The sequence below is a fragment of the Vibrio sp. S17_S38 genome (assembly GCF_014694375.1).
In the GTDB taxonomy this organism is placed as follows: domain Bacteria; phylum Pseudomonadota; class Gammaproteobacteria; order Enterobacterales; family Vibrionaceae; genus Vibrio.
Map to the genome: position 1 here is coordinate 56,248 of NZ_JAAUWW010000014.1, position 18,681 is coordinate 74,928.

Annotated in this window: 20 protein-coding genes and 1 pseudogene; 12 read left to right on the forward strand and 9 right to left on the reverse strand. The window is 41.0% G+C overall.

Features of this window, described 5'->3' with window-relative positions; genetic code table 11:
• Window positions 1-149: 149 nt before the first annotated feature.
• Window positions 150-881 (forward strand): dipeptidase PepE, encoded by a 732-nt coding sequence (gene pepE, locus HC725_RS11820; RefSeq protein ID WP_190332025.1) that lies wholly within the window; start codon window positions 150-152, stop codon window positions 879-881.
• 236 nt (window positions 882-1,117) lie between these two features.
• The gene (locus HC725_RS11825; protein WP_190332026.1) at window positions 1,118-1,555 is read left to right on the forward strand and encodes an Hsp20 family protein; all 438 of its coding nucleotides are present in this window, start codon (window positions 1,118-1,120) and stop codon (window positions 1,553-1,555) included.
• Window positions 1,556-1,614: 59 nt separating this feature from the next.
• Here HC725_RS11825 and HC725_RS16920 read toward each other — a convergent pair whose 3' ends face one another.
• The 6 genes from HC725_RS16920 to glyQ form a co-directional block, all read right to left on the reverse strand.
• Entirely contained in the window at window positions 1,615-1,800 is a 186-nt protein-coding gene (locus tag HC725_RS16920; protein ID WP_190332027.1) for a KTSC domain-containing protein, read from the reverse strand.
• A 334-nt stretch (window positions 1,801-2,134) separates the two neighbouring features.
• A complete protein-coding gene (locus HC725_RS11835; protein ID WP_190332028.1) occupies window positions 2,135-2,923 on the reverse strand; it encodes a carbohydrate-binding protein in 789 nt (262 codons plus the stop codon).
• Between the two features lie 217 nt (window positions 2,924-3,140).
• The gene (locus HC725_RS11840; protein WP_190332029.1) at window positions 3,141-4,397 is read right to left on the reverse strand and encodes a valine--pyruvate transaminase; all 1,257 of its coding nucleotides are present in this window, start codon (window positions 4,395-4,397) and stop codon (window positions 3,141-3,143) included.
• A 141-nt stretch (window positions 4,398-4,538) separates the two neighbouring features.
• Window positions 4,539-5,567: an ion channel gene (locus HC725_RS11845; RefSeq protein ID WP_190332030.1), complete on the reverse strand. Its 1,029-nt coding sequence runs from the start codon at window positions 5,565-5,567 to the stop codon at window positions 4,539-4,541.
• Window positions 5,568-5,704: 137 nt separating this feature from the next.
• Entirely contained in the window at window positions 5,705-7,771 is a 2,067-nt protein-coding gene (gene glyS, locus HC725_RS11850; protein ID WP_190332031.1) for a glycine--tRNA ligase subunit beta, read from the reverse strand.
• Between the two features lie 2 nt (window positions 7,772-7,773).
• The gene (glyQ, locus tag HC725_RS11855; RefSeq protein ID WP_190332032.1) at window positions 7,774-8,703 is read right to left on the reverse strand and encodes a glycine--tRNA ligase subunit alpha; all 930 of its coding nucleotides are present in this window, start codon (window positions 8,701-8,703) and stop codon (window positions 7,774-7,776) included.
• A 214-nt stretch (window positions 8,704-8,917) separates the two neighbouring features.
• Here glyQ and HC725_RS11860 point away from each other — a divergent pair, with 214 nt between their 5' ends.
• Window positions 8,918-9,472 carry a manganese efflux pump MntP gene (locus HC725_RS11860; protein WP_190332033.1) on the forward strand — a complete coding sequence of 185 codons (555 nt, stop codon included), beginning with the start codon at window positions 8,918-8,920 and terminating at the stop codon, window positions 9,470-9,472.
• A gap of 110 nt (window positions 9,473-9,582) precedes the next feature.
• Here HC725_RS11860 and tusA read toward each other — a convergent pair whose 3' ends face one another.
• On the reverse strand, window positions 9,583-9,828 hold the full coding sequence (tusA, locus tag HC725_RS11865) for a sulfurtransferase TusA (protein WP_190332034.1): 246 nt from the start codon (window positions 9,826-9,828) through the stop codon (window positions 9,583-9,585).
• Window positions 9,829-9,831: 3 nt separating this feature from the next.
• Entirely contained in the window at window positions 9,832-10,146 is a 315-nt protein-coding gene (gene cyaY / locus HC725_RS11870; protein WP_190332035.1) for an iron donor protein CyaY, read from the reverse strand.
• A 135-nt stretch (window positions 10,147-10,281) separates the two neighbouring features.
• On the opposite strand from cyaY, the pseudogene lptM reads away from it, so the two are divergent.
• The 9 genes and pseudogenes from lptM to HC725_RS11915 all read left to right on the forward strand — a co-directional run.
• A pseudogene (gene lptM, locus HC725_RS16720) lies at window positions 10,282-10,380 on the forward strand (LPS translocon maturation chaperone LptM); the annotation flags it as partial.
• Window positions 10,381-10,517: 137 nt separating this feature from the next.
• On the forward strand, window positions 10,518-11,768 hold the full coding sequence (gene lysA / locus HC725_RS11880) for a diaminopimelate decarboxylase (protein WP_190332037.1): 1,251 nt from the start codon (window positions 10,518-10,520) through the stop codon (window positions 11,766-11,768).
• A gap of 79 nt (window positions 11,769-11,847) precedes the next feature.
• Window positions 11,848-12,678, forward strand: coding sequence for a diaminopimelate epimerase (gene dapF, locus HC725_RS11885; RefSeq protein ID WP_190332038.1), 831 nt, complete (start codon window positions 11,848-11,850; stop codon window positions 12,676-12,678).
• A 26-nt stretch (window positions 12,679-12,704) separates the two neighbouring features.
• Window positions 12,705-13,454: a DUF484 family protein gene (locus tag HC725_RS11890; RefSeq protein ID WP_342365950.1), complete on the forward strand. Its 750-nt coding sequence runs from the start codon at window positions 12,705-12,707 to the stop codon at window positions 13,452-13,454.
• A gap of 2 nt (window positions 13,455-13,456) precedes the next feature.
• Window positions 13,457-14,407, forward strand: a complete 951-nt coding sequence (xerC, locus tag HC725_RS11895) for a tyrosine recombinase XerC (RefSeq protein WP_190332039.1) — start codon at window positions 13,457-13,459, stop codon at window positions 14,405-14,407.
• A 51-nt stretch (window positions 14,408-14,458) separates the two neighbouring features.
• Window positions 14,459-15,187 (forward strand): 5-amino-6-(5-phospho-D-ribitylamino)uracil phosphatase YigB, encoded by a 729-nt coding sequence (gene yigB, locus HC725_RS11900; RefSeq protein WP_190332040.1) that lies wholly within the window; start codon window positions 14,459-14,461, stop codon window positions 15,185-15,187.
• A 143-nt stretch (window positions 15,188-15,330) separates the two neighbouring features.
• Window positions 15,331-16,125 carry a transporter substrate-binding domain-containing protein gene (locus tag HC725_RS11905; protein ID WP_190332041.1) on the forward strand — a complete coding sequence of 265 codons (795 nt, stop codon included), beginning with the start codon at window positions 15,331-15,333 and terminating at the stop codon, window positions 16,123-16,125.
• Between the two features lie 94 nt (window positions 16,126-16,219).
• Complete coding sequence (locus HC725_RS11910) at window positions 16,220-17,167, forward strand: amino acid ABC transporter permease (RefSeq protein WP_190332042.1); 948 nt, start codon at window positions 16,220-16,222, stop codon at window positions 17,165-17,167.
• Window positions 17,168-17,207: 40 nt separating this feature from the next.
• Complete coding sequence (locus HC725_RS11915; RefSeq protein ID WP_190332075.1) at window positions 17,208-17,933, forward strand: amino acid ABC transporter ATP-binding protein; 726 nt, start codon at window positions 17,208-17,210, stop codon at window positions 17,931-17,933.
• A 30-nt stretch (window positions 17,934-17,963) separates the two neighbouring features.
• Here HC725_RS11915 and HC725_RS11920 read toward each other — a convergent pair whose 3' ends face one another.
• Window positions 17,964-18,596, reverse strand: a complete 633-nt coding sequence (locus tag HC725_RS11920; RefSeq protein WP_190332043.1) for a tRNA-uridine aminocarboxypropyltransferase — start codon at window positions 18,594-18,596, stop codon at window positions 17,964-17,966.
• Window positions 18,597-18,681 lie beyond the last annotated feature (85 nt).

Genomic DNA, 18,681 nt, shown 5'->3' on the forward strand with positions numbered 1-18,681 from the left:
AAGGATCAGGAGTTTATGTTTTATATCAATTCCAACATTTAAGTCTGTATTACACTTATTATCAACATGATAATTAACGTATCCATCTATTTGAATATAGATATTTAAGTATTTTTGGTGTCATGTAATTAAATTTTTTAGGAGTCATTATGGATATTATGCTATTTAGCAACGGTAAATTACCGGGCAATACTCAGATACTTGAATTTGGTATGAATTGGATAGAAAGCATGGTGAAGCGCACTGGGGCTAAAAACTTTGTATTTATTCCTTATGCGATGATCCGTGGTGATTACCAAGAGCGTACCGATCAACTCCAAGCAGGCTTTGGTAAGTTTGGTTGTAATATTATTAATATCGATCGCGCTGCCGATCCTGTCAAAGCATTGCAAGCTGCCGATGGCGTTTTGGTGAGTGGTGGTAACACTTGGGTTCTCAACAAAATGCTGCATGATAAAGGTTTAGTTGGCCCACTTCGTCAAGCCGTGTTGCAACAAGATAAGCCGTATATTGGTTGGAGTGCGGGCACTAATATTGCCGCGCCAACCATGTGTACTACCAATGACATGCCCATTGTCAGCGCTGCGATTTTAACCTCGCTTAACTTTGTGCCATTTCAAATTAACCCACATTATATTGAAGCGTCGGTAGAAGGGCATATGGGAGAAACACGAGATGAGCGGATTGAAGAGTATTTGTTAGTCAACCCAAATCAAGTGGTTGCGGGTATTCCAGAAGGCACATTATTGCATATTAAAGATGGGCAATTGACGTATCACGCTGCGAACAACAAGCCTATGAAATTGTTTGCTTATAAGCAAGAACCACAATACTTTGAGTCAGGTTCAGATATTCAGTTTTTGATGGCAATGGGCTGCTAAGTTTTAATCATTTCAAATCAAAAGCACTCAAGTTTTGGGTGCTTTTTTTGTTTCCTTCACTTGAAAGTTAACCCTTGCATCCTTATATAGATAAAAGAAGATGATGCCGTTAGGGTCATTTTCGATTATTGCTTATTTAGTTTCGCCGTTAGGGTTACTGAAAAGCACACAACTTAAACTGCAAGCCTCAATCGTTGAATACTTGCACACTATTGCTTAATAAAAAGGATAGTCTTATGCGTAATGTAGATTTTACTCCCCTATATCGTAATGCCATTGGTTTTGATCGTTTATTCAATCTAATGGAATCCAATAATGCCAAGAACACTTCTGGTGGATACCCGCCGTATAATATCGAGCAAAAAGACGAGCATCACTATCGCATCACGATGGCGGTGGCGGGTTTTTCTGATGAACAGCTAGATATCACCCAACAAGAAAATATGCTGATTGTACGTGGTGAGAGTCAAGCTGAAGAAGGCAAAAGTTACGTTTACCAAGGCATTGCCGAGCGTGATTTTGAACGTAAATTTCAGCTAGCTGATTATGTCAAAGTGATTGGCGCGACCATGGAAAATGGTTTGCTGCATGTCGATCTCGAGCGTGAAATTCCAGATGCGATGCAACCGCGTAAAATTGCGATTAATGGCAGTAAACTTCTCGAAGATAAATAATCGAGTCGGTTGATATGTTAATAAATGAAGATAAGGGTGCTGATTAGCACCCTTTTTTGTTATTTAGAAAGTTTTATATATGGGTAAGTTCCTTTTATTTCTTTGTTTAAAAATGTCCCTTTTGACTCTGAAGTTTTAAAGGATTCAAATATATCACTGGGCACATGGTTATAACGATATATTAAGGAGTCTTGAAATTTTATATCTAGAACTTGGCTTAAATATGAATATCCATAACTGAGCATTGCAGTGCTATTACTAGGGTATTGATTAGCAATTGATGGTTGATGTTAAGTTCTGTAAACTTATGTAAAGCGACTTGTTTGAATTGCTGTAAGAAAGGCTCACTTGGGTTCCAAGAACCACTAGAGCTAATGCTAATATTAGGTGTTTTATCTTTTAAATTATCTTGAATGAAATTATGTAGTTAAATTATGTAGTTAAATTATGTTTTTGTTATAGCTTTTTTGATTTGTGAACATCCCATTAACGTAGTAAACGCTTGTGCTATCCACATTGTCGATACAATTAGCATAAGATAAATTAGAAATAGATAAGATAAAATAATTATATATTTCATTACTTCACCTTAAATGATTGACAAATTTTTTCATCAATATAATTTTTATTCATATCGATTATTTTTGCTAGTTTTGATTCTGCCATACGATAAGCGTAAGAACGGTTAATAGTATTAAAATATAATTCTGAAGGTGGTGTGTATTCGTTATTTACATAATATTTATCTTGAGAGCAAGAGTATAATGAGCTGGATAAGGTAGTTATATTTTTAGCTGTTTCTTTATCTATTAATTCTGGCTCTATAAAATAAAATTCACTTATTGATCTCCAGCTTATCCCTAAAGCCTTAGCCAGTTCCTTATCTTTTTCATTACTGTAAGTCTCTTCAATTTTTTCTTCATACACATCATCAAGGCCATTATTGTTTGAGTCTATCCCTAAAATTGCTTCTTTACTTTCGGGATCTAAAGGTGTGTCTGGTTTCGTGGGCGGAGTTGGTTTCTCTGCTCCAATTAATATCAACCAAGAGTCACTATTATGCGGTGTCGAGCCATTGTTCCAGTATTTAGATAAATAGAATTTGTCTTGATAGGCAACCATATCACCACCGTGGTATGTAGTTGATGCATCCCATTCTGGCTTGTTGTTTGGGAATTTAATCCAGCCATCCCAATTGTTTTCATTATTGACTGGCGGTGAACTTTTGTTCCAGTGAGTAGAAACATAAATTACACCGTCTTTCGTGACCATATCCCCAGATAGGTAAGCTGTATTTTTATTCCAAGCCTCATAGGAATAGCTCAAAGATGAGTATAAAAATAAGCTTGATAGCAATAGCCTTTTCATTATTTTTCCTTTGTTTAATCAATTGTTCAAAGGAAATTACTTAATTTTATGGGTAATGTTGAGTGAATTTTTTCTTAGGAAGAAAGAGAATGTTTTATTTTAGAAAGAGGTGAAATTTTAATGGATGAACATCAATAATTTCTTATTTTTGAGAGAAAAAACACCAAGATAACTAGGTTGTATATTGGTGCTTTTATCGGGATAAATAAGATGAGCTTTAGCCTTGATACGCCTTATTCACTTCCTCGGCAATGATCTCAATACCTCGCTGCATATCTTCATCACTTTGCACATAGTTCATGCGCAGGCATTGATGCGCGTGATCCCATTTTTCTGCTTTAGATTCTTGCCCAAAGAAAAAGTATTCGCCGGGAACAATTAATACCCCGCGAGCTTTTAAGCGTTGATACAATTCCATGGTAGTGATTGGTAGCTCGTCAAACCATAACCATAGAAAAATAGCCCCTTCCGGTTTATGAATTTTAAAACGAGGATCAGAAATAGCGGCTTGCAATAATTCCACCGCATGCAGGGCTTTGCGCTGGTAAAATGGCTTAATTACATTTTCGCTTAATGGTAATAAGTCACCTTGTTCTATCATGTGATTGGCAATAGCTGGGCCGATGCTGCACGGCGCGAGGTTAACAATGCCGTTAATGTTGGTCATGGCTTGCGTCATTTCCTCACTGGCGATCACGATGCCGCAGCGCACACCAGGTAAACCCAGTTTTGATAAGCTCATGCACAATATGGTGTTTTGATTCCAAAAGGGCGTCACATCTTCAAAGATAATATTGGGGAACGGGGTTCCATAGGCGTTATCGATGATCAGAGGAATATTATTATCGCGAGCCAGTTTATCGAGCTTGCGAACTTCTTCATCAGTTAATACATTACCGGTTGGGTTGGTGGGGCGTGAAGCGCAAATAGCCGCTATCGAATCATCCACATGCACTTGCTCAAAATCAACGTGATATTTGAACATGCGATTTTCCAGTATTTCAATTTCTGGATGGTAAGACACAAAGATATCGTCATCGATTCCCGCATCGCTGTAGCCAATATATTCAGGTGCAAGTGGCAGAAGTATTTTCTTATGATGCCCATCACTTTGCTGACCTGCGAATAGATTAAAAATGGAGAAAAAAGCACTTTGGCTACCGTTAGTGAGGCTGATGTTTTTACTGCTAATATCCCAACCATAAGTGTCTTTTAATAGTTTGGCTAAACTTTCAGTAAAGGTATTTTTGCCTTGCGGGCCATCGTAGTTGGTCATGGCATTAATGAGTTCACCACTGGCGAGCATGTCGGCGCTGGCTTGTTTAAAATATTCCACCATTTCTGGGATAGCGGCTGGGTTTCCCCCCCCAAGCATAATTGCACCCGGTGTACGCAGGCCGTCATTAAGATCATCCATTAACTGGGTAATACCAGAATAACGATTGAACTTGTCACCAAATTTAGAAAACTGCATATTTTATATCCAAGGTTACGGTTATCGATTGAATGCTGAAACATACCTGATTGTGGTGTTGATAAAAAGAGGCAGTGTAGAGGCGAGCAACAAAAAAGCCATGAGTTGAGTCATGGCTTTAAGGGCTCGGTGAATAAGATATTAAATAAAGGCTTTCCAATCAATGTTGGTGATGCGTTCATCTGCAATATAAACCAACACATCGCCAGATTGAATGACATGTTCCAGCGGTGGATTGAGAGCCAAGCCATTACCTTGATTAATGGCGATTAAAATCGCATCGTATTGCTGCTTAAAGCGAGAAAATATTGTATTAAAGCTGGTGGGTTGGCCTTGATATTTGACCATGTATTGCGTCATGCCGAGCGCGTTATTCACCAGTTCATAATGCAATTGACTTGAGCCGGGATCAACGGCTGATTTGGCTATCATTTCTGAGGCAATGGATGGAATGCATTCGACATTCTTACAGTGCTGCTTAAGTAGGGTACCAAGATGTGCATCTCTAAAGTAGGTCACGATATGTGCGTTAGGATTTTCATTAGCACAATTTAATCCAGCCGCCATAATGTCGTTATCGCTGTCTAAATCAATGATGATGGTTTTAGCTTTATTGACACAGGCTTTTTGCATATCGGCTTGGTCGGTAAAAGAGCTGACATGAACAAATTCGATCTTGCTTGGAAACGGGTTTTCAATTTCTTGTGCTGAACACAACACGATGTCTTGATGTGAGCTTTTGATTTCATGTAACAGCATTTCGATAAGGTGGGGTGTGCGTTCTTCGCTCCAACCTAAAATTAAAATATGATTTTCTACGTTCACTTTTTTGTGTCCCATTAGTCGTGCTTTCCATAGTTGAATAGCATTAGCCGCTAAGCGGCCAACCACCATTGCAAATAGCCCCACGCCACCGGGAATAATAAATAGAGCGGTGATCCATTTTCCTAGTTCGGTTTGGGGTGACATATCGCCATAACCGACGGTTGATCCCGTTACCATGATGTAATAAATAAAATCAGAAAAAGGCGTTAAAGCCTCTTCTTGAGCAAAATTCAATAAACCCCAAGCGATGACCAAGTAGATCAGTAAAGCGAACAGTAGGTTTTGCCCGCTGAGTCGATTGAATTTAGCCGTGAACCAGCGGTGAAGCTGTTGCAATATTGGCACGTAAATCGAATCCTTTTCTTTTCGTACTCAAAAATAAAAAGCCCAAGCTAAATTATAGCTTGGGCTTATCATGACCAATATTAACGTTAATCCCAAGAGTCTTTTAGTAACAACTCTTATCGGTTCACGTTATTGGTTTATTTTTGCAATAAAGAGATGTCCGCGATCTGTAAGAACAAGTTACGTAAGTTATTCAGCAGAGTTAAACGATTTTTCTTTAGTGCTTCATCGTCGCTCATAACCATCACGTTATCAAAGAAAGCATCCACTGGCTCACGCAGTGCTGCCAATTTACTTAACGCTTGTTGGTAATCACCCGTTGCGAATGCAGGTTCGAGTGCTTCGGTCATCACTTCAACTTCTTCTGCTAAAGCTTTTTCAGCATCTTCTTGCAATAAAGTAAGATCAATGTCGGCGCTTAATTTACCATCAAATTTAGCCAGAATATTACCCACACGCTTGTTTGCCGCCGCAAGTGCTTCGGCTGCATCTAGACCACGGAAGTGTGATACCGCTTTTACGCGTTGATCGAAATCTAATGGTTTAGTCGGACGACGAGCCAATACCGCTTGGATGATATCGATGCTAAAGCCAGCATCTTGATACCAAGCGCGGAAGCGACCAAGCATGAATTCAAGTACGTCGTCTTCTACATTCTTGTTACTAAGATCAACTTTAAATTGAGCTTTGGCTTGAGCAATTAATTCCACTAAGTCTAGGTTATAACCTTTCTCAACGATGATGCGCAAAATACCTAATGCAGCGCGACGCAACGCAAATGGATCAGAACCTTTTGGCGCTTGGCCAATACCGAAAATACCCACCAGCGTATCCAGCTTATCTGCCATAGCAACGCTTGCTGCTACATCTGAACTTGGTAGTGAGTCACCGGCAAAGCGTGGCATGTATTGCTCATTTAGCGCCACTGCTACTTCTTCATCTTCACCATCATGGCGAGCATAGTGCATACCCATGACGCCTTGAGTGTCGGTAAATTCAAATACCATTGACGTCATCAAGTCGCACTTAGCTAATAAGCCTGCTCGTTTTGATTTAACCACATCCGCGCCAATAGCTTCGGCAATTAAGCCCGCCAATTCAGTGATGCGATCGGTTTTGTCTTTAATGGTGCCAAGTTGTTTTTGGAAAATAGCCGTTTCAAGCTCTGGCAGATGGGATTCTAGCGTGCGCTTGCGGTCTGTATTAAAGAAGAATTCCGCATCGGCTAATCGTGGACGAACCACTTTCTCATTCCCTTCGATCACTTGGCGAGGGTCTTTTGATTCGATGTTCGATACGAAGATAAAGTTAGGTAATAGCTTCTTGTTGTCATCGTAGACAGGGAAGTACTTTTGGTCGCCTTTCATAGTGTAAACCAAAGCTTCAGAAGGCACTTTTAAGAACTCTTCTTCAAACTTAGCGGTTAATACTACTGGCCATTCAACCAAAGAAGTCACTTCTTCGACTAGATCATCTTCTAGATCCGCAGTACCGCCAACCGCTGCTGCCGCTTTTTGTGAATCACGTAAAATGATCGCTTTACGTTCTTCGTAATCGGCCATTACTTTGCCTTTTTCAGCCAGTAATGTTGGGTATTGATCGGCGTTATTGATAGTAAACTCACGTTCACCCATAAAGCGGTGACCACGAATAATGCGAGCAGACGCCACACCTAAGATTTCACCTTCGATAAGCTCATCACCTAACAAAATGGTCAAGGTTTTGACTGGGCGAATAAATTGGATGTCTTTATCTGCCCAACGCATTGGTTTGGCGATCGGAAGATTAGCCAGTGCTTTAGCGGCCATATCAACCACTAAATCTTTTACCGCTTGGCCTTTGACTTGTTGTTTGTGCAGTAACCATTCGCCTTTATCGGTTTTCACACGCTCGGCTTGCTCAACCGTAATGCCATTACCGCGAGCCCAGCCTTGAGCCGCTTTGGTTGGGTTACCATCAGCATCAAATGCAGAAGCGATCGCGGGGCCACGCTTTTCAATGATTTTATCTTGTTGGCCTTCTTCCAAATCGGTTACTTTTAATGCTAAGCGACGAGGTGTGGCGTACCATTTAATTCCAGCGTGAGCGATATTCGCGGCTTTTAATTCAGATTCAAAGTTAGCTGCAAAGCTTTCCGCTAGCGTGCGAAGTTGTGTTGGTGGCAGTTCTTCTGTTCCGAGTTCGATTAAGAAATTCTTCGCCATGATTACTTCTCCTCGCTAGTGTTGGATGTATTTTTAAGCATCGGGAAACCTAATGCTTCGCGAGAGGCGTAATAAGCTTCTGCAACTGATTTGGTTAAATTACGAATACGCAAAATATAACGCTGACGTTCAGTTACTGAGATCGCTTTACGCGCATCGAGTAAGTTAAACGCATGACCGGCTTTTAGAATACGTTCGTAAGCAGGAAGGGAAAGCGGTTTATCTAGCGCAAGTAGCTCCTGACATTCTTTTTCACATTGGTCAAAGAAGCCAAATAGGAAGTCCACATCTGCGTGCTCGAAGTTGTAAGTTGATTGTTCAACTTCATTTTGATGAAAAATATCACCGTAAGTTACTTTACCTAATGGGCCATCTGTCCACACTAAGTCATAAACAGAATCAACACCTTGGATGTACATCGCCAAGCGTTCAATACCGTAAGTGATTTCGCCGGTTACTGGTTTACACTCAAGGCCACCGACTTGTTGGAAGTAAGTAAATTGTGTTACTTCCATACCGTTTAGCCATACTTCCCAGCCTAAACCCCAAGCGCCCAGCGTTGGGTTTTCCCAGTTGTCTTCTACAAAACGAATGTCGTGCACTAAAGTATCAATGCCTAACGTTTCAAGTGAACCGAGGTACAGTTCTTGAATGTTGTCTGGAGATGGTTTGATGATTACTTGAAATTGATAGTAATGCTGTAAACGGTTCGGGTTTTCACCGTAACGACCATCAGTAGGGCGACGTGATGGTTGAACATAAGCCACTGCAATTGGCTCGGGACCGATCGCGCGAAGGCAAGTCATAGGGTGAGAAGTGCCAGCGCCTACTTCCATATCTAAAGGTTGAACAATGGTACAGCCTACTTGGGCCCAATAATCCTGCAGCGCGAGGATCATTCCTTGAAAGGTTTTGACGTCGTATTTTTGCATAATGTGATTTGCCTACTAATGTTCGCGCGATCTTTTAAAATAGTGGATTAGTATAGCGAGTTCACTTATTCGCCTCAATCTGTGATTACAGTAAAAGCTAAGGATTGCAGTAAAAGAGAAGAACTTATAAGCTTTGGCCGAAAAATAAGCCTGAAAAAGGCAAAAAGAATCACATTGATGTAAGTTGAGTGGCGATATTGGAGAGAGATAAGCAATGTTGGATGTAATTTTGTTGGCTTTAGCGTTAAGTATGGATGCTTTTGCGGTATCGATTGGATTGGGATCCAAAATAGGCACAGAGCAAACTAAGCCAATTAATTTAGCATTAAAAGCGGGTATTTATTTTGGCGTGTTTCAGGCATTAATGCCATTTATTGGTTTCCTTGGAGGTCATGGCGTTTTAGGGTGGGTTGAAGATTATGCTCCTTACATTGCTTTCATTTTATTGTTATTTATTGGCGGCAAGATGGTGTATGAGTCTTTTTCAGAAGGAATTGAAGAGGATATTAGCCAAATTACTCACCGTATAATGCTTACGCTTGCGATTGCGACCAGTGTCGATGCGATGGCTGCAGGATTTAGTTTACCTTTATTGGATGTGAATCCATTTTTAGCTTGTGCCATTATTGGTTTCATCACTTTTGTATTCAGTTTCTTGGGTGTGTTTATTGGTCGAAGAAGTGGGACTTGGCTTGAAAGTAAAGCTGAACTGGCTGGTGGTGTGGTGTTGATATTGATCGCGTTTAAGTTTTTATTGCTTGATGCTTGATGCTTGATGCTAGGCAAAGTATCAACTGGGTAATACAAGTTCTATCATGTTTTAAGGCCGTTAAGTGAATACCACTCAACGGCCTTTTTGATTTTGGAATACTGAGAAACTCATAACCCTTTTTTGATCAAAAACTGATAAGGCAATTGCTCAATTTGAGCGGCAATCAATTGATGATCCATAAAACGGCAAAAGCTTGGAATATCACGCGTGGTGGAGGGATCATCGGCGGTAATAAGCAAAGTTTCTCCATCTTGCAGTGTGCGGATGGTTTTACGCACCATCATTACCGGTTCAGGGCAGCGCAGTCCATTAGCATCTAAAACCTTATTAGCGTTGTTGGGATCAAAAGGCATCGCTTATACCCACTCAATCTCTTCATCGGCATGCTTGGCACATTCTTCTTTGACCAAGGCAAATAATTCAATGCCTGTTTTTGAGCAGATCCAGTTGTTATCAACATACTTAAAATGATAACCGCCTGATTTAGACGCCAGCCAAATTTCATGCATTGGTTCTTGGCGATTAATAATAATTTGACTACGGTTTTCAAATTCAAGCGTCATCACATTTCCCGACACTTCGTAATCAATATCTGCGCCTGAATCGTCAATGGCTTCTTCGATGGCGGTCATTTGAATATCGACCAATTGGTGGAATTCGGTATCATTCATTGTTTGGTTGTCCTTTGTTGATAAACATGGGCAGATAATGCTTTCGATATCACTTGATCTTGGGGTGTTTGGTATTGCTTTTCTTGTGTGTGGTGCGATTATAGAGGGCATTAAATCATTAATCACGATATCGATATGAAAAAACATACTTTAGCATGGTTTGCCTTGATGGTAACAACGTTAGCAGGATGCGGTCAGACGGGTCCACTTTATTTACCAAAAGATGAACCAAAGCCAACCAATACGGGCACAATCTCGATTAAAGGTTCTGATGGTTCGGTTACCACTACACCAGTAGAAAGTGATGAAAAATCGAAGACAGAAACGCAACAATCTCAACCTACAGAATCGGCACAGTAAGGAAGACAAAATTGGATTATTTTAATTATCAGGATGATGGTCAGCTTTGGGCTGAAGATGTATCGCTTACTGAACTTGCACAACAGCACGGAACTCCACTTTATGTGTATTCACGTGCCACTCTTGAGCGTCATTGGAAAGCCTTTGATTCTTCGGTAGCAAACCATCCTCATTTGGTGTGCTATGCCGTTAAAGCCAATTCGAATATTGGTGTGTTAAATGTGTTGGCTCGCTTAGGTTCTGGTTTTGATATTGTTTCTGGCGGTGAGCTTGAGCGTGTTATTGCAGCCGGTGGCGATGCGAAAAAAATCGTATTCTCTGGTGTGGGTAAAACTGCCGCAGAAATGAAGCGAGCTTTAGAGTTAGGGATTAAATGTTTTAACGTTGAATCAGAACCTGAGCTTGAGCGTTTAAATAAAGTGGCGGGTGAGTTGGGTGTGATTGCCCCGATTTCTCTGCGTATTAATCCTGATGTTGATGCGCATACTCATCCTTATATTTCCACTGGTTTGCGTGATAATAAATTTGGTATCGCGTTTGATCGTGCGCCACAAGTATATGCGTTTGCTAACAGCTTACCGAATTTGAATGTGCAAGGCATCGATTGCCATATTGGTTCTCAGTTAACCGAACTAACGCCATTTATTGATGCCACTGATCGTTTGCTGGCCTTAATTGATGAGCTAACCTCGCAAGGGATTCATATTCGTCATCTTGATGTTGGTGGCGGTTTAGGTGTGGTATATCGTGATGAATTACCACCACAACCATCCGATTATGCTAAAGCGTTATTGTCTCGCTTAGAAAATCACAGTCATCTTGAATTAATTTTTGAACCTGGACGCGCTATTGCTGCGAATGCAGGAATTTTATTGACGAAGGTTGAATTGCTAAAACCAACTGAGTACAAAAACTTTGCCATTATTGATGCAGCAATGAATGACTTAATTCGTCCTTCTTTATACCAAGCTTGGATGAATATTGTGCCTGTCGCGCCGCGTAAAGGTGAAGCGCTCATGTATGATTTGGTCGGCCCGATTTGTGAAACCGGTGACTGCCTTGGGAAAGACCGTGAATTAGTGCTTGAAGAAGGCGATTTACTGGCGATACGTTCTGCTGGCGCTTATGGTTTTGTGATGGCATCAAATTACAACACTCGCGGTCGAGCCGCAGAAGTGATTGTCGATGGCAGCCAAGCGCATGTGGTTCGTCAGCGTGAAAAAATTGAGTCTTTGTGGGAATTGGAAAGTTTACTTCCGTAAGACCTAAATTTTATCGCCTTAACCTAATATTGTAGGTTAAGGCGATGTTTTATTTAAAACGAGTTATTAACGAGGCGATATGCATTTCCATTTTTCTAAAATGCACGGGTTGGGTAACGACTTTATGGTGGTCGATTGTATTACCCAAAACATCTTCTTTTCCCCTGATCTGATCCGTCGTTTAGCCGACCGTCATACTGGTGTTGGTTTTGATCAATTGTTGGTGGTAGAAGCGCCTTATGATCCAGAAACAGATTTCCATTATCGTATTTTTAATGCCGATGGCAGCGAAGTAGAGCAATGTGGCAATGGCGCACGTTGTTTTGCGCGTTTTGTGCGTATGAAAGGCTTAACCAACAAATACAGTATTAATGTCAGCACTAAAAAAGGTCGCATGATATTAAAAGTGGAAAGTCACGATCTCGTTACCGTGAATATGGGGCATCCAGTATTTGAGCCAAGTAAAATTCCATTTAAAGCTAAGCAAGCCGAAAAGACCTATATCTTGCGTGCGGGTGCACACACTTTATTTTGTGGCGCCGTTAGTATGGGCAATCCGCATGTTGTCACCATTGTTGATGATGTGGATACCTTTGATGTTGAATCGATAGGGCCATTACTGGAATCGCATGAGCGTTTTCCTGAGCGTGTTAATGCGGGCTTTATGCAAATTATCGATCGTAATAACGTGAAATTACGTGTGTATGAGCGTGGCGCGGGCGAAACCCAAGCCTGCGGCAGTGGCGCGTGTGGCGCTGTGGCTGTTGGTATAGATCAAGGCTTACTCGATTCAGAAGTCACCGTACAATTACCGGGTGGAGAGTTACGTATATTCTGGGTTGGAGAAGGTCATCCATTGCATATGACTGGCCCTGTGGCGCATGTGTATGATGGTCAAATTACTTGCTAAATAATGAATAAAAAGAGTGCATTGTGGTGTCCGTAACTGAACAGAAAATAGCAGCTGATAATTTAACTGCCGAAATTGTGGCTGATTACTTAAAAGATCATCCTGATTTTTTTGCTGAGCGTGGGCGTTTATTGGATCGATTAGCTATTTCGCACTCTCAGCAAGGCGCGGTGTCGTTAGTTGAAATTCAAATGCGTCGTCAGCGACAAAAAATTGAAGAACTTGAAGAAGACATTACTCAACTTATGTCACTGGCGGCGAAAAATGATCGAACGTTTCATCAACTTATGGATCTGCAACAACAGCTATTACGTTGTGATTCGCTGACTCAAATAGTTGAAGCGCTAGATGGTTATTCCAATGCTATTGGGTTGAAGTCGCATATCTTTTTGCTCGATCAAAATCATAATAAATGGGCTTTGGAATCTGAAACCTACCAACGTTTTATAACCAATCATCTTAATGGTAAACCGGCTTATTTAGGGCGTTTAAATCGACATGATCGCCACGCTTTATTTGGTGGTGAACGTTTTAGTAATGATGAATTATCAGAGCTAGGATCTTATGTGATTTTACCTTTAGTGCGTAAAGATTCGTTGGGCCTACTGGCATTTTCTAGCCAAGAAGGTGGCCACTTTCAACCGGAGATGGATACTTTATTTTTACGACATCTGTGTGCTTTAGTGGCATTTTTAGTGGTGTCGATAAATGATAATAAAGAGGTTGAATCTTCCGCTGTTAGTGTTGAAAAACTCAGTTGTGTGAATGAGTCTTAAGCATGAGCTTTGAATCAGACGAACTTTCCGACAGCTTCGCGCAACCATTACAGCAGTTTTATGATTATCTCATCAATGAAAAAGGCTTGAGTGAGCGCACTAAAGCCAATTACCAACAACAACTTTGCACTATCGCGTTGCAGCTCTCTGAATCAGGTCTTACGGGTTGGCAGGAGATTGACGCTGCTTGGGTTAGACAAGTGGCAAGCAAAGCTAAGCGCGAAGGCCTAAAGGCTAGCAGCATTGCCACGCGCCTTTCTTCTCTCCGCAGTTTTCTTGATTATCTTATTGTGATTGGGTTATTGAAAGCTAATCCTGCCAAAGGTGTATCCGCGCCTAAAAAACAACGACCATTACCGAAAAATCTTGATGTCGATGAGATGGGAATTTTGCTGGAAGTGCAAGATGACGATCCATTGGCTATTCGAGATCGTGCCATGATGGAGCTTATGTATGGCGGTGGTTTACGTTTGGCTGAATTGGTAAGCATTGATGCCAAACAAGTGCATTTAAGTCATGGCAAAATGGATCAAGGCGAGATTCGCGTGATTGGCAAAGGAAATAAAGAGCGAAAAGTACCGGTATCGGGTTACGCAAAAGAATGGTTAGAACGTTGGTTAAATATTCGCTCATCCCTTGCGGCGGAAGGTGAGCCGGCTTTATTTGTGTCTCAACTCGGTAGCCGTATTTCGCATCGTAATGTGCAAAAACGTATGGCTGAGTGGGGAATTAAGCAGGGTGTCTCAAGCCACATTAGCCCGCATAAGCTGCGTCATTCTTTTGCTACCCATCTGCTTGAGTCCAGTGGTAATTTACGTGCGGTACAAGAGCTACTCGGGCACGAAAATATCTCCACCACGCAAATTTATACCAGTTTAGACTTCCAACATTTAGCACAGGTGTATGATAAAGCGCACCCAAGAGCTAAGAAAATCAAAAAATCGGACGACTGAGTGGATTAATACCATTATCGCTTCTCGTGACTGCTTGTATAAGGATTATTTATGCCACTTCGATTCTACCGTAATATTCCGACCATTAAAGCCATGACCTTTGACCTCGATGATACCCTTTATGACAATCATCCTGTGATCATGTCGGTAGAAAAAAGGGCGAATCAATGGATGCATCAACATCATCCGATTAGCAAGGAGATGGATCAGAAGCAATGGCGCACCTTTAAACTCAATCTTGCCAAGCAAACGCCATTCTTGCAAAGCGATGTTAGCGAGTGGCGCTTTCAACAGATCCGTCAGGGGCTAATGCATTTGGGTTACGATGATCCAAGCGCCTCTCAAGCAGCGAAAGATGTCATGGAACAAGTGCTAATTTGGCGCCATGAGATTGATGTTCCTGATCTTACTCATCAAGTGATGAAAGAGTTGAAGCAACATATGCCTTTGATTGCGATCACTAATGGTAATGTGAACCCGGCTAACATCGGCTTGGGCGAGTATTTTGACTTGGTTCTAAACGCAGGACCAGATGGTTGGGCTAAACCGCATGTAGATATGTTTACGACTGCATTAGCCTACTTAAATGTACCAGCCGAAAATGTGTTACACGTTGGCGATAATTTGATTTCTGATGTTGCTGGAGCCAAATATGCAGGTATGCAAGCGTGCTGGATGAATGATTTTGGCAAAGTATTGAAACAGCAAGATGATGCCATATTGCTGCCAGATGTGGAGATCACTTCGATGAATGATTTATTGGCTTTTATTGGTCTATAGATGTGAGGGAGGTTGTGACAGGTCGATTAAAAGGTTTAATGCTATTGATAAGTTTGTTATAAAAGCATGAAGGCTTATTAGTTAGGTCTATTCTTCGAGGTTCATGATGAGCTCGATCTATAATTATAAACACGGATGTTATTATGAAAAAAATGATCCAAGCGGCTGCTCTTGCAGTATCGCTTTTTGCCGCGACGTCAACGATGGCAGATACTACGTTACAAAACATTTCTAAATCAGGTGAGCTGCGTGTGTGCTTTGATGCCGGTTATATGCCTTTTGAGATGAAAGCCAAAAATGGTGAATTCATTGGTTTTGATATCGATCTTGGTCAAATGTTGGCGAAAGCGATCGATGTGAAATTTACGCCAGTGAATACTTCTTGGGACGGTATCATCCCTGCTCTATTAACCAATAAATGTGATGTGATCATGGGGGGTATGACTATTACGGCCAAACGTAATATGCAAGTCAACTTCACCCAACCTTATGTCGTTATTGGTCAAAGTATTCTATTAAATTCTAAATTGGCCGGTACGGTTACCAGTTATCGTGATCTCAATGATGCTAAATACACCATTGCCACGAAGCTTGGTACGACAGGTATTGTGGCGGCTGAACGCTTCCTTCCAAATGCAAAACAAAATAAATTTGAAACGACCGCTGATGCCGCTCTTGAGGTTTCGAATGGTAAAGCTGATGCGTTTGTTTATGACTTACCTTTTAATGCGATTTATGCCGCGCAAAATAAAGGCCAAGTGGTTCATCTTGACCAACCCTTTACCTTTGAACCGCTTGGGTTTGCAGTTCGTCAAGGCGATGCTGATTTCCTTAATTTCCTTAATAATTATTTAAACCAAATTAAAGGTGATGGTACTTACGATCGTATTTATAACAAATGGTTTAAATCGGCTTCTTGGTTAAGCAAGGTTCAATAATCTCCTCTTAAATACGGCCAGTGATTTATTTTTACAATGAACACTGGCCGTATTTTATTGATGCAATTTTAAATATGTTCACTAGAGAATTTTTATGCAACCTAGACCCAATAAAGTTTTTTGGAATTTAGTGTTTGTAGGCATTGTTGTCGCATTGTTTTCACTCATTTATTTATCCACTTCACGTATTAATTATCATTGGAATTGGGAGCGTGTCGTTCCTTACGTTATCAATACTCAACCCGAAATCATTACCGCGCCTCGTGATGGGGATGTTGTGACTAATTCACAAGGAAAATTGATCCTACAATCGGTTTCTGGTGATGAGTTAATGGATTTGTCTCCGTTTAAAAACTTGAATGTGACAGATGGTGACTTGGTATTTGAAGGCGACACTCTAGCGGAGCGTAGCCAATGGCGACTCGGCACGTTAAGTAAAGGCGTGATCGTGACCATTCAATTATCTGTTATGTCATTAGTTTTTGCTGTAGTTATTGGTATGGTGGTCGCGTTAATGCGGTTATCAAGTAATATCGCACTGCGCAATTTAGCCATTAGTTATATTGAATTAATTCGTGGCACACCATTATTAGTTCAAATCTTCATTGTGTATTTCTTTATTGGTACGGTTTTAGATTTAGAGCGATTCACTGCAGGGGTTGTCGCTTTGTCTATGTTTACCGCCTCTTATGTGGCAGAGATTATCCGTTCTGGTATTCAATCTATCCATAAAGGTCAAATGGAGGCTTCTCGTTCATTAGGTATGACATATCCTCAAGCGATGACTCATATTATTTTGCCGCAAGCCTTTAAACGCGTATTGCCACCCATGGCAGGACAATTTATTAATTTAATTAAAGACTCTTCTTTAGTTTCTGTGATTGCGATTACCGATTTAACCAAAGCGGGCCGAGAGGTCGTCAGTGGTAGTTTTGCGCCATTTGAAGTGTGGTTTACCGTGGCTTTATTGTATTTGCTGCTAACAGGTAGTTTGTCGTGGGCCATTCAGATATTAGAAAAGAGGTTATCTGTCAGTGATTAATTCTAATGAAACTCACTCGCCGACACTACAAGGTGAGCCAATGATCGTCGCCGAAAAAATTAATAAGATTTATCCTAACGGTTGTCATGCTTTAAAAAATGTTTCCGCGACAGTTAAGCGTGGCGAAGTTGTAGTGATTGTTGGGCCTTCAGGTTCAGGTAAATCAACTTTTTTACGTGCTTTAAATCAATTAGAAACCATTAATGATGGCAGTATTGTGATTGATGGTACTGATATGTATGCGCGTAAAACTAACATAAATACTTTGCGTGAGAATGTAGGAATGGTATTCCAAAGTTTTAATCTATTCCCGCATAAAACCGCATTAGAGAATGTCATGCTTGCGCCAATGGTGGTATCTAAGCGCAGTAAAGCTGATGTTGAAAATGATGCCAAAGCATTAATGGATAAAGTGGGGTTAGCCGATAAGATGACGAATTACCCAAACCATTTGTCTGGTGGTCAGCAGCAACGAGTGGCAATTGCTCGTGCGTTAGCGATGCAGCCGCATATTATGTTATTTGATGAACCAACTTCTGCTCTTGATCCTGAAATGGTAGGGGAAGTATTAGAAGTTATGAAAAATCTTGCTAGCGAAGGGATGACCATGGTGGTTGTGACGCACGAAATGGGTTTTGCACGTGAAGTGGCTGACCGAGTGCTGTTTATGCAAGATGGCGAATTACTGGTGGATGCAAGTCCGAGTGATTTCTTTGATAATCCAGAGCATCCTCGATTACAGCAATTTTTATCTATGCTGCTTTAAATTGGCAGAGATGAGCTCGTCCAATTGTGCCTATTTTCTATGGGTGCTATTGGTTTGAGCATGCACCCGATGATGCCTATCATCTTCATATACTTCTAAAAACAGCTCGAAGTAATCTTGTAGCTGTTTTACCTCTTGCTTATGTCCAGCCTCTAATTCAGTCAATAACCCAATCCCTACTTCACAGGTACATAAGTTACCAGTGGCTTGATTGCGGCGCAGTGCGTAATGAGACTCTTGTTTCGGTTGTAATATAACTTTGGGCAAGGCGCTTAACCACGGGCTTTTGTTGATCATCTTTTTGGCTTCTTGCCATGTACCATCCAAAATAATAAACAGTGGTGAAGTATGATCGGTTTGAGTTTTTAGCGTATTCATATCGACCGCATCTTCATTTGGAAATACCACATAACTTGGTCTTTGCTTAATTTGTTCAAGTAAAGCGGCTGGTGGATGCAGGCGATCCCAAATATGTACTTCGCAATGAGGTAAGCACTGTTGCAGCAGTTTGCCAGTATTGGTGGCACGAGTGAGTTCTTTGGGGTGCGAGAGCAGAGCAATGTTGAGTGAGGAAGATAGTATTGGGCGCTGATTACACAAACACTGGTAACGTAAACTGCATTTAGGGCAAGCAGGAGGTGTGGATGATGTAGTATTGGACATGCTGAACTCAATAAAAAATATGCAGAATAAATTGTATCATTACTCCGCGTATTTTAGGCCGCAAGACATCTGGTAATATTGGTGT

Coding starts and splice junctions, on each gene's coding strand:
- yigB (WP_190332040.1), top strand. CDS start 14,459: ATGCCACTTCGATTCTACCGTAATATTCCGACCATTAAAGCCATGACC.
- HC725_RS11920 (WP_190332043.1), bottom strand. CDS start 18,596: ATGTCCAATACTACATCATCCACACCTCCTGCTTGCCCTAAATGCAGT.
- xerC (WP_190332039.1), top strand. CDS start 13,457: ATGAGCTTTGAATCAGACGAACTTTCCGACAGCTTCGCGCAACCATTA.
- HC725_RS11860 (WP_190332033.1), top strand. CDS start 8,918: ATGTTGGATGTAATTTTGTTGGCTTTAGCGTTAAGTATGGATGCTTTT.
- cyaY (WP_190332035.1), bottom strand. CDS start 10,146: ATGAATGATACCGAATTCCACCAATTGGTCGATATTCAAATGACCGCC.
- glyS (WP_190332031.1), bottom strand. CDS start 7,771: ATGGCGAAGAATTTCTTAATCGAACTCGGAACAGAAGAACTGCCACCA.
- pepE (WP_190332025.1), top strand. CDS start 150: ATGGATATTATGCTATTTAGCAACGGTAAATTACCGGGCAATACTCAG.
- HC725_RS16920 (WP_190332027.1), bottom strand. CDS start 1,800: ATGCTCAGTTATGGATATTCATATTTAAGCCAAGTTCTAGATATAAAA.
- HC725_RS11825 (WP_190332026.1), top strand. CDS start 1,118: ATGCGTAATGTAGATTTTACTCCCCTATATCGTAATGCCATTGGTTTT.
- HC725_RS11835 (WP_190332028.1), bottom strand. CDS start 2,923: ATGAAAAGGCTATTGCTATCAAGCTTATTTTTATACTCATCTTTGAGC.
- tusA (WP_190332034.1), bottom strand. CDS start 9,828: ATGCCTTTTGATCCCAACAACGCTAATAAGGTTTTAGATGCTAATGGA.
- HC725_RS11915 (WP_190332075.1), top strand. CDS start 17,208: ATGATCGTCGCCGAAAAAATTAATAAGATTTATCCTAACGGTTGTCAT.
- HC725_RS11905 (WP_190332041.1), top strand. CDS start 15,331: ATGAAAAAAATGATCCAAGCGGCTGCTCTTGCAGTATCGCTTTTTGCC.
- HC725_RS11910 (WP_190332042.1), top strand. CDS start 16,220: ATGCAACCTAGACCCAATAAAGTTTTTTGGAATTTAGTGTTTGTAGGC.
- dapF (WP_190332038.1), top strand. CDS start 11,848: ATGCATTTCCATTTTTCTAAAATGCACGGGTTGGGTAACGACTTTATG.
- HC725_RS11840 (WP_190332029.1), bottom strand. CDS start 4,397: ATGCAGTTTTCTAAATTTGGTGACAAGTTCAATCGTTATTCTGGTATT.
- glyQ (WP_190332032.1), bottom strand. CDS start 8,703: ATGCAAAAATACGACGTCAAAACCTTTCAAGGAATGATCCTCGCGCTG.